The sequence below is a fragment of the Streptomyces sp. NPDC055078 genome, assembly GCF_053607985.1.
In genome coordinates, this window is sequence record NZ_JBSGUP010000212.1 from 1 (window position 1) to 11950 (window position 11950).

The window sequence follows — 11950 nt, forward strand, 5'->3', positions numbered from 1 at the left end:
CGTCCCCTTCCCGTACCGAAGCCGGGCGGCCCGTAGGGCCCGCGCGGCCCGCCACGACCCGGGCGACCGTACTCGGCACCCGGGCGCTCAACCGCGCGACGCTCGCCCGGCAGCTGCTGCTGGACCGCGCCGATATGCCGGTCCCCGACGCCGTCGCCCACCTCTGCGGTCTGCAGGCACAGGAACCGCAGGAGCCGTTCGTCGGCCTCTGGTCACGGCTGCGCGCGTTCGACCCGGCGGCGCTCTCGGACCTGCTCACCGGGCGGGGCGTGGTGCGGACCCACCTCATGCGCCGCACCGTCCACCTCGTGACCGCCGACGACGCGCTGGCCTGGCGGGCCCGCCACGACACGATGCTGCGACAGCGAGTACTCGGGATCTACCGCCGCGAACTCGAAGGGGTGGACCTCGACGAGCTGGCCGCGGCAGGCCGCGCGGCGCTGGCCGACGGTGAGCCCCGCTCGATGAGCGGGCTCGCACGGGAACTCGCTCAGCGCTGGCCGGCGCCGGGGCCACGGGCACTCGGGGAGATGCTGATCGCCGCCCTCATCCCGGTGGCGCAGCTGCCGCCGCGCGGGCTGTGGCGGACAAAGGGGGGAGTGCGCAACGTCCCGCTCTCGTCCTGGCTCGGCCGCGAGGTCGACCCGCCGTCCCCGGACGGCTCCGATCCGGTGGGTCAGGCGCTGGTACGGCGCTATCTGGCCGCGTTCGGCCCCGCGTCCCCGGCCGACCTGCGCGCCTGGTGCGGCCTCGCCGGACTGCCGGCCGCGGTCGCCTCGGTACGCGAGGAGCTGATCACCTTCCGCGACGAGCACGGCCGGGAGCTGCTGGACCTCCCCGAGGCACCGCGCCCCGACCCCGACACGCCCGCCCCGGTACGGTTTCTGCCCGCGTTCGACAACGCGGTCCTCGGCTACCACGACCGCACCCGGATCATCGACGGCGCCCACCGCGGCCTGTCGGTCACCGGCGCGCGCTTCGTCCTGGTCGACGGCCGGGTCGCCGCGACCTGGAGCGTCGAGGGCGGCACCGTGACGGTCACTCCGCTGCGCCGCTTCTCCCGGGCCGACCGCGCCTCCGTCGCCGAGCAGGGCCGGGCGCTGGCGTCGTTCCTCTCCGACCACGACAGCCGGCGCGTTCGGATCGCCGCGTCCCCCCGCTGAACGGACCGCCGCGCCCCTCCCACTGAGCGGTGCACCGCCCCGCACTCCAGGCCCGCGCCCGCACGCGGTCCCCTGATGCGATCACCAACGTACGGAGAAATATCTCCTGTTGACGCTAAGTTGTGCGAAGGCCCAGGGACACGCGACAGAAGGATGCTCGCTATGACAGACGGCGACTCGACACCGCAGGCATCGAGCAGGATCGACACCTCGGTACCCCACTCGGCCCGCATCTGGAATTACTGGGTGGGGGGCAAAGACAATTACGAAGTCGACCAAGCGGCCGGAGACCAGGTCAAGCAGGTGTTCCCGGGCATCGTCGACGACGCCCGGCACACCCGGGCGTTCCTGGCGCGTGCCGTCCGGTATCTGGCGGGCGAGGCGGGCATCCGGCAGTTCCTGGACATCGGCACGGGCCTGCCGACCGCCGACAACACGCACGAACTCGCCCAGCGGGTGGCGCCGGAGTCACGGATCGTCTACGTCGACAACGATCCCCTGGTGCTCACCCATGCCAACGCCCTGCTGACCAGCACCCCCGAGGGCGCCTGCGACTATATCGACGCGGATGTGCGGCACCCCGCCCGGATCCTGACGGAGGCCGCGAGGACACTGGATCTCAGCCGCCCGGTCGGCTTGATGATGCTGGGGATTCTGGGCAACGTCGCCGACTACGACGAGGCACGGGCGACCCTGGCACATCTGCTGGGGGCGCTGCCCGCCGGCAGTTATCTCGTGGTGAACGACGGCACCACCACCAACGAGGCCCGCAACGAAGCCGTCCGTCAGTACAACGAGACCAGCGGCAGCCACCCCTACACCAACCGCAGCCCGGAGCAGATCACCGCCTACTTCCATGGCCTGGAACTCATGGAACCCGGTGTGGTGCCCACGTCCCAGTGGCGGCCCGACCCCGGCTCGGGCCGCGCCGCCGACGTGGCGGTGCTCTGCGGTGTCGGACGGAAGAACTGACACCACTTCACCCGTGGCACGGTTCCGCGATGTTCCTCCGCATCGACCAACACGTCGATCAACGACGTGAGTTGGTGCGGCCGTGGAAGAACGCACCGACCGCACGTGCCATCTCCACGGGGGCGTCGTCGTGGATCCAGTGTCCCGCCCCGGGGAAGGGGACGAGCCGGGTGCCCGGTCTGCGCGCGGTCATGGCCCGGGCCAGCCCGGCCGGCAGGAGGGTGCTCTTGCCACCGTGCAGCACGAGGGCGGGGCAGGTGGAGGCCAGCCAGTCGGACCACCAGTCACCGACGCCGTGTTGCTGAACCGTCATCATGTGATCCCAGTCGAACAGCATCCGCCAGCGATCGCCGTCCTGAACCGCGCTGAGCATGAAGTACCCGCTGTCGGGGACCCCGGCGTCCTCGATCGCGCGGGCCAGCGCGGCGCGTGTGTCCGCCGTACGGGGCCAGCCCCGCACATCGAGGACCGGCCGGGGGATCTCCGGGGGCCGCATCACCGGCCCCACATCCTCGATGACCAGCGCCGAGACCAGCCCCGGAAACCGGGCCGCGAGTTGGTAGGCGGTGATTCCGCCGAGCGAGTGCCCGAGGACAGCGACCGGGCCCAGGCCCAGTTCCTCGATCAGACGGGCGGCGTCGCCGACGAAGTCCTCCCGCGCGTAACCATCGGTGTGATCGCTCAGACCGTGACCACGCTGGTCCGGAGCGATCACCCGGACCTGCTCCCCGAGGTCATGGGCGAGCCGCGTGAACTGCGCCCCGCGCCCGAACGTACCGTGCAGCGCCAGGAGCGGGATCCCCGGACCGCCGAAGTCGACGTAGGACATGACACGACCGGCGAGCCGGATGGAGGACTGTACAGGCATGCCGCCGACCCTAACGCCGGGACCGGGCGGGTTCACCTGGATTCCCGGCCCGGGGGCGGTGCCGTGCCGCTGTCGCCCGTTGGGGGTGGTGGGTCGTACCGAGGGGGCGGCAGGGACCGGGGAACACGGGGGGATGCGTACGAAGACACACCCCGACGCGGGTCCAGGGTGAAGACTGGGGCATGGCGGCACTCCGGCCTCCGGCGGCGGGTGCGCCCCGGCGGTCCGCCGTCGTGTGAAGGCTCTGGACGGAGCGACGGGCGCCGCCCACACTGCCGACGGAGCGGCCCCCGCCCGCCGGGGGCGGACAGCACCGGACCACAGCACCGACGAGCGAGAAGGCGGTAGGGATGAGCGAGCGGAGCGGGACCGAGGCCGTACGGCACGGCAGCCGGGCGCACTCGGCCCGGGTGTACGACTACATCCTCGGCGGCAAGGACCACTACGAGGTGGACCGGGAAGCGGCCGAGGCGTCGCTGCGGGCCTGGCCGGGCCTGCGGACGAGCATGCTGGCGAACCGGGCGGCGATGCGGCGGATGGCCCACTGGCTGGCGGCGGAGGCGGGCATCCGGCAGTTCCTCGACATCGGCACCGGCATCCCGACCGAACCGAATCTGCACCAGGTCGTCCAGCACATAGCCCCGGACGCGCGGATCGTCTACGTGGACAACGACCCGATCGTCCTCGCCCACGCCGATGCGCTGATGCGCAGCACACCCGAGGGCCGGACCGCCTACATCCAGGCCGATATGAACAGCCCGGACACGCTGCTGGCCGACCCGGTGCTCCGTCAGACCCTCGATCTGGACCGGCCCGTAGGTCTGACGGTGATCGCGATGCTCCAGTTCGTCCAGGACGCACAGGGGCTGGTCGAGACGCTGCTGGAGCAACTGGCACCGGGCAGTCATCTGGCCATCACCCTCGCCACCGCCGACCTCGCCGCCGAGTCCACGGCGCTCGCCGCCGAGTACACCCGGCGGGGCATCCCGATGTATCTGCGCACCCGCGCGGAGGTGGAAGGGCTCTTCGCCGGACTGGAACTGGTCGACCCCGGCGTCGTACCGATGATCTCGTGGCGGCCCGCCGACGGGGAGCAACTGCCCGACAACGCGACGAACATGTACGCAGGGGTGGCCCGCAAGCCCTGACCGGGCCCCCCGGCGGGACCGGGGCCCGGCGCCCGCGTATCACGTGGTGCGCCAGGGCCACGGTCCGCATGCGCGCCCCGGCAGCTCCGGCGCCGCGGCATCTCCGGGCCGCGTCAGTGCACGGCGAACCCGCCGTCGACGAAGATCGCCTGCCCTGTCACATAGGCCGACGCGCGGCTCGCCAGGAACACCGCCGGGCCGGCGAAGTCCTCGGCCAGTCCGTTGCGCCCGGCCAGCGTGCGGGCGGCCAGGGCCGCCACGGTTCCGGGGTCGGCGGTGAGCCGGGCGTTGAGCGGGGTCAGCACCATGCCCGGCACCAGGGTGTTGCAGGTGACACCGTACGGCGACCACGCCTCGGCCTGGGAACGGGCCAGCGACTCCAGCGCCCCCTTGGATACACCGTAGGCACCGCTCTGGGCGAAGGCCCGGTGTGCCTGCTGGGAGGTGACATGGATGATCCGCCCGAAGCCCCGCTCGGCCATACCGGGCCCGAAGCGCTGTCCGAGCAGATGGGGAGCCATGAGGTTCACCGCCATCGTGGTGTCCCACACCGCGTCGTCCAGTTCGTCCATCGGCGGGCGCAGATTGACCCCGGCGCAGTTGACGAGGATGTCCGGCTCCCCGAACACTCCGGCCGCCTCCTCGGCTGCCGGGCGCACCCGCTCACGGATGCCCAGATCGGCGCTCACCCAGGCCGCCCGGCAGCCGTCGGCCGTCAGTTCGTCGACGGTGGCGGCCAGCTCCGCCGCCCTGCGCGCGACGACCACGACCCGCGCTCCCGCGTGCGCCAGTCCCCCGGCGATGGCCCGGCCGATGCCGGAGCTGCCACCGGTCACCACGGCGACACGGCCGTCCAGGGAGAACAGTCCGGGGAGGTAGGTCTGCGAGGTCATACCCGCACAGTAGCCAGCGGTGTGTGCAACCGGCGCCCGTGACCGTGCCCGTGACCATGTCCGCCCATGCCCGTGCCCGTGACCATGTCCGCCCGTGCCCATGCCTGTGCCCCTGTCCATGCCTGTGTCCGTGCCCCGGGACGGCCTCGCGTCCGTGTCCGCGTCCCGCGCGGTCTCGCGGCAGGCGCCCCGGCCCCGGTTCAGATCTCGATCAGCACCTGGTCCAGCGACTTGCGCACCAGATCGGGCACCTGGCAGTCGGCGGCCGGGTATCCGGCCGGGATCACGGCGAACGCCTTCTCGTTGGCGGGGCGGCCGAGGACCTCGGCGAGGAAGCGCATCGGGCTCGGGGTGTGGATGAGAGCCGCCAGGCCCGACAGATGCAGGGCGGTGAGGAGCATCCCGACGGCGATGCCGACGGATTCGTCGACGTAGTAGTGCTTGCGCTTGGTGCCGTCGTCGCCGAGCCAGTACCGCTGCTGGAAGACCACGATCAGGGCCGGGGCGTCGGTGAGATGCGGCTTGACCTCGTCGGTGCCGAGGGGCCGCAGGGCGGCGAGCCACTCGTCGCCGAGGCGGCCGTCGTACGAGACGCGTTCCTCCTCTTCGGCGGCCGCCCGGATCCGGCGCCGTATCCCGGCGTCCTGGACCAGGACGAAGGTCCACGGCTGCTGATGCGCGCCGGACGGCGCGGTGGCGGCGCAGGCGATGGCGTCCCTGATCACCTGGAGCGGCACCGGGTCGGTGGAGAACTGCCGGACGGTACGCCGCTCGTCCATCCGGGCGCGCAGCTCGGCGGCGCGGGCCTGTGACTCGGCGGGCGGGATCCGGGCGGGGCGGTAGGGGACGGAGCGGTAGGGGTCGCCGTGGGTGGGGGTCCAGTTTCGTGTCGGAGTAGCCATGCGGGCGAGTGTGCCCTGTGACCGGCGGTGTGCGGCAGAGGGCGTTCGCCGCGGTCGTACGGACGACTCGTCCTGGACCGCGCCGCGACCGGCCCGCCCGGCGTCCCCGCATGGCCCGGCCCGCCCGGCGTGCCCATAGTGCCCGGCCCCGGCACCGGAGCCACTCGCCCAGGTGGACGGACCGCGTTCCCGGGTTCACCCGGTCCCTTGACACAACCCTTCCCTCGACTTAATTTGATGGCTAAATTTAGCAACCAAGGAAAGGGGGTGTGATGTGCCGCCCACCGCTCACACCTTGTCGCGCGGGCTGTCCCGCACCGCCGTACTGGCCCTGCTCGGACGCTCCGGGCCGCTCAGCCGCGTGGAGATCGCCCGGCAGCTGGATCTCAGCTCCGCCACCGTCACGCAGATCACCAAGCGGCTGCTGGCCGAGGGGCTGATCACCGAGGCCGACGCCGTGCCGTCGGCCGGTGGCCGCCCGGCCATCCGGCTCGCCGTGGTCGCGGACGCCGGGCGCGCCCTGGGCGTCAAGGTCGCGCCCGACCACATCACGCTGGTGCACGTCACGCTCGACGGCACGGTCGTCGGCGGCGGTACGCACCCCTTCGACGCGGTGGACGACCAGGCCCTGGACCGGCTGGTCGAACTGCTCGCGCCCGAGGTCGCGCAGCCACCTGGCACGGCCCCGCTGATGGGCGTCGGGGTCGGGGTGCCCGGCCGGGTCGCGCCGGACGGGATCGTCGACTCGCCCGTGCTGGGCTGGCACTCGCTGCCACTGGGCCGGGTACTGAGCCGGGCGCTGGCGCTGCCGGTACTGGTCGACAACGATGTGAACACCGTCGGAACCGCCCAGTTGCTGTACGGGCGGGGCAACGACCTCGACGACTTCCTCGTCCTCACCCTGGGCTCCGGTGTCGGCCTCGCCGTCGTGGACGGCGGCGGTGTTCGGCGGGGCGCCACGGGCGCGGCGGGCGAGATCGGCCATGTGCCGGTCACCGACAACGGCCGCCGCTGCCAGTGCGGAAACCGGGGCTGTCTGGAGGCGTATCTCGGCTCCGACGGGCTGGTGCGCACGGCGGCCGAGCACGGCGTCCTGGAGCCGGGCGACCGCCCCGAGGCGCTCGCGGCGCTGGCCGAGGCCGGGGAGAGCGCGGCACTGGAGGTGCTGCGGGGGGCCGGGCGGCTGCTGGGCCGTACGCTGGCGGGCGTCGTCAATGTGCTGGACCCGGGCGCGGTGATCGTCACCGGCGAGGGTGCGGTCCTGTGGCCGTATCTGCGCGACGGGTTCGAACCCGCGCTGCACAGCCATCTCTTCCGCCCCGCGCGCACCATCGAGGTGATCACCGACGGCTGGGACGACCAGGCGTGGGCGCGCGGCGCCGCCGCCGTGGTCCTGGCGGCGCCGTTCACCGCGCCGGCCCAGGGGGACGGCCCCGCCGACGCGGTACGCGCCCGCCTCGCCGCACCGTCCGGGGCACCGGCACCGGCACCGGCACCGGCGCCGACACCGGGCGCGGCGGGCCGGGACGATACGGCGAGCGGGCGGCCGTGAACACACTTCGCGGCCCCCGGAAGGCGGCTCTCCTCACCCTGCTGCTCGCCCCGAGCCTCGTACTGATCCTGGCGTTCGTCCTGGGCCCGATGCTCGGTTCGCTGTGGATCAGTTTCCATGACTGGAATCTGCTCAAGCCCATGGAGTGGACGGGCACGGAGAACTACCGGCAGGTGCTGACGGACCCCGCCACCTGGAAGGCGTTCCGCAACACGCTGTTCTATGTCGCGGGCTATCTGCCGCTGGTGTACGTGGGGGGTCTGCTGATCGCGCTCGGCCTCAACCGGGCGATACGCGGCCGCGATCTGCTGCGCGGTGTGTACTTCCTGCCGGTCGTGACCAGCTGGGTCGTCGTCGCCCTGGTGTGGAAGTGGATCCTCAACCCGCAGTCCGGTGCCGTGAACACGGTCCTCGGCTGGTTCGGGGTGAACGGTCCCGGCTGGTGGACCGATCCCTCGTGGGCGATGCCCTCGGTCGTCCTGGCGTCGGCGTGGAAGGACCTGGGCTTCGTCATGGTGATCCTGCTCGCGGGTCTCCAGGCCGTCCCGGACAGCGTGTACGAGGCCGCGAAGGTCGACGGCGCGTCCGCGTGGCAGCGCTTTCGGCATGTGACGTTCCCGCTGCTGGGCCCCTCGACCCTGTTCGTCGTGATGATCTCGCTGATCAACGGTTTCCAGGTCTTCGACCAGGTCTTCGTGATGACGGGCGGCGGTCCCGCTGGTGCCACCCAGACCGTGGTGGGCTCGGTGTACGACAACTCCTTCCGCTACGGGCGGACCGGCTACGCGAGTGCGCTGAGCTGGGTGCTGTTCGTGGTCATCCTCGTCGTCTCGCTGATCCAGAGCCGTGTCCAGCGCAAGGTGGTGGCATCCCCGTGACCGCGACTCCCCCGCTCGTCCGCAAGGCAGCGGCCCCCGCCCGGGGCTCCCGCCGGCATCCGCTCGGCGGCACCGTGGCCACCGTCGCGCTCGTCGTCGTGGCGCTGTGCATGCTCTTCCCGTTCGCCTGGATGGTGCTGACGGCCTTTCAGCCCGACGGCTCGCTGGGGTCGGCGCCCGCCCCTGGCGATCTCACGGCCTCGAACTTCGGGCGGCTGGCCGACGCGATGCCGTTCTGGCGGATCCTCGGCAACTCGCTGTGGATCTCCGTCCTGTCCACCGTCGCGCAGCTCGTCACCAGCACGCTCGCCGCCTATGCCTTCGCCCGGTTCACCTTCCGCGGCCGGGACACCCTGTTCGCCGTGTACCTGGCGACGATGATGATTCCCCAGCAGGTGCTGCTGGTGCCGCTGTTCGTGGAGATGAAGCAGCTCGGACTGATCGACACCTACGCCGGGATTCTGCTGCCGTCGCTCGCGTCCGCGTTCGGCACCTTCCTGATCCGGCAGGCGATGCTCTCCGTCCCGCGCGAGCTGGAGGAGGCCGCACTGGTCGACGGCGCGGGCCATATGCGCATCCTGTGGACCGTCGTCCTGCCGCTGGTGCGCCCCGCGCTCGCCACCTTCACCGTCTTCGGGTTCATGGCGAGCTGGAACAACTTCCTCTGGCCGCTGGTGGTGACCCGCTCCCCCGAGCTGTACACCCTGCCGCTCGGACTCTCCGCCCTCCAGGGGCAGTTCACCACCGAATGGAATGTGGTCATGGCCGGTTCGGTCATCAGCGTCATCCCGATGCTGCTGCTCTATCTGGCGGCGCAGAAGCACATCGTCCGCTCCATCGCCACCACCGGTCTGAAGTGAGCCGGCAGTGGGCCGACAACAAGTCGGAAACAGTCGGAAGCGAGTCCGGAGTGAGTCCGGAGTGAGTCCCAAGTGAGGAGGACACCGACCATGGCACCGAACCGCCCGGCCGGGGGGCGCATGAGCCGCCGCGGACCGCGTCTGGCCATCTGCGCATGGGTGGCCGGGGCACTGCTGGCCGGCTGCACCCAGGGGTCGGCGACCCGCGCCACCTCGTCCGACGGCCGCGCGATCGTGCACTATCTGACGTTCTCGGCCGCTCCGGACCATCTGAAGGACCTGGCCGCGCTGGAGAAGACCTTCGAGAAGCGCCGGCCGGAGATCGACATCCGGGTCCAGACCGCCCCGTTCGACCAGTACTTCACCCGGCTCCAGACGGCCGTGGCGGGCGGCACCGCACCCGATGTCTTCGAGCTGAACCAGGACAACTTCGCGTCCTACGCCGCGTCGGGAGCGCTCGCGGACCTGGACGGGCGGATCGCGGACAGCGCTCCCGGCGACTCGGTGCGCAAGCGCTTCACCGGCACCTCGCTCGCGGCCTTCGCCTACGAAGGCAGCCAGTACGGGCTGCCGTCGAGCTTCTCGACCGAACTGCTCTTCTACAACAAGGACCTGTTCGACCGGGCGGGCCTTGACTATCCGACCGCCGAGTGGACCTGGGAGGACGAGCGGCGGGCCGCCGAGCGGATCAAGGCGCTGGGCGGCGGGGTGTTCGGGGACTTCCAGCATGTGTCGTATCTGGAGTTCACCAAGGCCCTCGCCCAGGCGGGCGGTTCGTTCCTCGGCGCGGACGGGACCGAGCCCGCGTTCAACAGTCCCCAGGGCATCGCCGCCGCCGAGTGGCTGACCGGCAAGGTCGGCTCCACGATGCCGACTCCGGCTCAGGCGGGCGGCACCACGGACTACGACACCAAGCTGTTCACCGAGGGCCGGCTGGGGATGTGGCACAGCGGCTCGTGGTTCTTCCCCGCCGTCGCCGAGTCCGGCATCCGCTGGGACGTCGTCCTGGAACCCACCGCCGGGCGGCGGGCGAACTCCGTGTTCCAGAACACGCTGGCGCTCTCCTCCCAGAGCCGCAACGCCGACGCCGCCTGGGAGTGGATGTCCTTCCTCACGATGTCGGACGACGTGGTGAGAAAGCGGATCGACACCTCCTGGGAACTCTCCCCGGCCACCGGCGACGAGTTGGAGAAGCAGTTTGTGGCGCAGCGTCCGCCGGACAACCGTGCCGCCGTCTTCGACGCGCTCGACGAGGTGGCGCCGCTGCCGAAGCTGGTCAACCAGGCGCGGATCGCCGACATCGTGACCGAACGGCTCCAGGACGTGGTTCTCGGCCGCCTCAGCGTACCGGCGGCCCTCGCCAGAGCGGAGGACCAGGTCAGACCGTTGCTGAGCGCCGATTGACCCGGCGCTGCCGATCGACCCGGCGGTACGGTCCCGGGCCGTACCGCCCCGTACACCGCCGGGGGCGCTCCCTGGAACGCCCCGGCACCCCGCACCACAGGAGATTCACCGTGCCCACCCCGCCCGCCCCCCACCACCTCCCTCTGCTGCGCGGCAGCATCGGGGTGATCACCGAGCACCAGGCCCCCTCCGGGGCCTATCCGGCCGGACCCGGCTTCGAGGTCTACCGCTATTCGTGGTTCCGCGACGGCGCGTTCATCGCCGAGGCCGCGTCCCGCGCGGGCGCCCCCGAGAGCGCCGACCGCTTCCACCGGTGGTGCGCGCGGGTCGTCACCGACCGCGCCGGACGCATCGGGCAGCTCATCGCCGCCGTCCAGGCGGGTGAGAGGCCCGCCGAGGGCGACTATCTGCCCACCCGCTACACCCTGGACGGCGAGGACACCGGCGATGTCGGCTGGTGGGACTTCCAGCTCGACGGTTACGGCACCTGGCTGTGGGCCCTGGCCTCACATCTGCGCCGCCACGGCGGGGACGCCGGACCGTACCGCGAGGCGATCGGCCTGACCGTCGGCTATCTGGCCGCGACCTGGCCGACCCCCTGCTACGACTGGTGGGAGGAGCACAAGGAGCAGGTGCACGGCGCGACACTGGGCGCCGTACGGGGCGGTCTGCGCGCCGTCGCCGACGCCGGTCTCGCGGACGCGGCGCTGTGCGGGCGCACCGTCGACGCCATCGACGCCGTCGTCCGTGACAAGGGCATGCACGACGGGCATCTCGCCAAGTGGCTGGGCGGTTCCGCCGTCGACGCGAGTCTGCTGTCCTGTCTCACCCCGTTCGGGAACGTGCCCGCCGACGGCCCGGTCGCCGCCGCCACGCTCGCCGCGATCGAGCGCGATCTGGTGCGGCCCGGGGGCGGGGTGGTGCGCTATCTCGGCGACACCTTCTACGGGGGCGGCCAGTGGCCGGTGCTGGCCGGGTTCCTCGGCTGGCACTACGCCCGCACCGGCCGCCGGGCCGAGGCCCGCAGGCAGCTCGACTGGATCGCCTCGCACGCCACCGCCGACGGGCTGCTGCCCGAACAGGCGCCCGGGGTACGGCTCCAGGCACCCGGGCGGCTCGCCGAGTGGGAGGAGCGCTGGGGCCCCAACGCCACTCCCCTGCTCTGGTCCCACGCCATGTATCTGATCCTCGCCGACGAACTGGGAGTCACCCCGTGATCCGCCACCGCCCGCAGGGCTCCGGCCACGCGTACGAGGCCACCGACGACCAGGTCGTCCCGGTGACCCCGCTCGCCGGGGAGGCCTTCGAAC

General features: G+C 71.9%; 11 protein-coding genes. 8 read left to right on the forward strand and 3 right to left on the reverse strand.

Annotated elements, in window-relative coordinates; all coding sequences use genetic code 11:
• Window positions 1-113: 113 nt before the first annotated feature.
• Both ACWF94_RS19155 and ACWF94_RS19160 read left to right on the forward strand, forming a co-directional pair.
• A complete protein-coding gene (locus ACWF94_RS19155) occupies window positions 114-1163 on the forward strand; it encodes a winged helix DNA-binding domain-containing protein (protein WP_453489348.1) in 1050 nt (349 codons plus the stop codon).
• Between the two features lie 162 nt (window positions 1164-1325).
• Window positions 1326-2135: an SAM-dependent methyltransferase gene (locus ACWF94_RS19160; RefSeq protein ID WP_453489318.1), complete on the forward strand. Its 810-nt coding sequence runs from the start codon at window positions 1326-1328 to the stop codon at window positions 2133-2135.
• Between the two features lie 58 nt (window positions 2136-2193).
• Here ACWF94_RS19160 and ACWF94_RS19165 read toward each other — a convergent pair whose 3' ends face one another.
• Complete coding sequence (locus ACWF94_RS19165) at window positions 2194-3003, reverse strand: alpha/beta fold hydrolase (protein WP_453489321.1); 810 nt, start codon at window positions 3001-3003, stop codon at window positions 2194-2196.
• A 350-nt stretch (window positions 3004-3353) separates the two neighbouring features.
• On the opposite strand from ACWF94_RS19165, the gene ACWF94_RS19170 reads away from it, so the two are divergent.
• Window positions 3354-4151 (forward strand): SAM-dependent methyltransferase, encoded by a 798-nt coding sequence (locus ACWF94_RS19170; protein ID WP_453489324.1) that lies wholly within the window; start codon window positions 3354-3356, stop codon window positions 4149-4151.
• Between the two features lie 113 nt (window positions 4152-4264).
• Here the strand turns inward: ACWF94_RS19170 and ACWF94_RS19175 are convergent, their stop codons facing one another.
• Window positions 4265-5044, reverse strand: coding sequence for an SDR family NAD(P)-dependent oxidoreductase (locus ACWF94_RS19175; protein WP_453489327.1), 780 nt, complete (start codon window positions 5042-5044; stop codon window positions 4265-4267).
• 200 nt (window positions 5045-5244) lie between these two features.
• Window positions 5245-5946 carry a nitroreductase family protein gene (locus ACWF94_RS19180; RefSeq protein ID WP_453489330.1) on the reverse strand — a complete coding sequence of 234 codons (702 nt, stop codon included), beginning with the start codon at window positions 5944-5946 and terminating at the stop codon, window positions 5245-5247.
• A gap of 274 nt (window positions 5947-6220) precedes the next feature.
• Between ACWF94_RS19180 and ACWF94_RS19185 the strand changes: the two genes are divergently transcribed.
• From ACWF94_RS19185 to ACWF94_RS19205, 5 genes are all read left to right on the forward strand, one after another.
• Window positions 6221-7498 (forward strand): ROK family protein, encoded by a 1278-nt coding sequence (locus ACWF94_RS19185; protein ID WP_453489333.1) that lies wholly within the window; start codon window positions 6221-6223, stop codon window positions 7496-7498.
• Window positions 7495-8376 (forward strand): carbohydrate ABC transporter permease, encoded by an 882-nt coding sequence (locus ACWF94_RS19190; RefSeq protein WP_453489336.1) that lies wholly within the window; start codon window positions 7495-7497, stop codon window positions 8374-8376. The genes ACWF94_RS19185 and ACWF94_RS19190 overlap by 4 nt, the downstream gene beginning before the upstream one ends.
• Window positions 8373-9236, forward strand: a complete 864-nt coding sequence (locus ACWF94_RS19195) for a carbohydrate ABC transporter permease (RefSeq protein WP_453489339.1) — start codon at window positions 8373-8375, stop codon at window positions 9234-9236. The genes ACWF94_RS19190 and ACWF94_RS19195 overlap by 4 nt, the downstream gene beginning before the upstream one ends.
• Before the next feature lie 90 nt (window positions 9237-9326).
• Window positions 9327-10640, forward strand: a complete 1314-nt coding sequence (locus tag ACWF94_RS19200; protein WP_453489342.1) for an ABC transporter substrate-binding protein — start codon at window positions 9327-9329, stop codon at window positions 10638-10640.
• Window positions 10641-10750: 110 nt separating this feature from the next.
• The gene (locus ACWF94_RS19205) at window positions 10751-11857 is read left to right on the forward strand and encodes a glycoside hydrolase family 15 protein (RefSeq protein WP_453489345.1); all 1107 of its coding nucleotides are present in this window, start codon (window positions 10751-10753) and stop codon (window positions 11855-11857) included.
• The last annotated feature ends 93 nt before the right edge of the window (window positions 11858-11950 follow it).

What these genes read in the sequence shown, in the direction of transcription:
- ACWF94_RS19170 (WP_453489324.1), top strand. Translation starts at nt 3,354, where the DNA reads ATGAGCGAGCGGAGCGGGACCGAGGCCGTACGGCACGGCAGCCGGGCG.
- ACWF94_RS19160 (WP_453489318.1), top strand. Translation starts at nt 1,326, where the DNA reads ATGACAGACGGCGACTCGACACCGCAGGCATCGAGCAGGATCGACACC.
- ACWF94_RS19200 (WP_453489342.1), top strand. Translation starts at nt 9,327, where the DNA reads ATGGCACCGAACCGCCCGGCCGGGGGGCGCATGAGCCGCCGCGGACCG.
- ACWF94_RS19180 (WP_453489330.1), bottom strand. Translation starts at nt 5,946, where the DNA reads ATGGCTACTCCGACACGAAACTGGACCCCCACCCACGGCGACCCCTAC.
- ACWF94_RS19175 (WP_453489327.1), bottom strand. Translation starts at nt 5,044, where the DNA reads ATGACCTCGCAGACCTACCTCCCCGGACTGTTCTCCCTGGACGGCCGT.
- ACWF94_RS19165 (WP_453489321.1), bottom strand. Translation starts at nt 3,003, where the DNA reads ATGCCTGTACAGTCCTCCATCCGGCTCGCCGGTCGTGTCATGTCCTAC.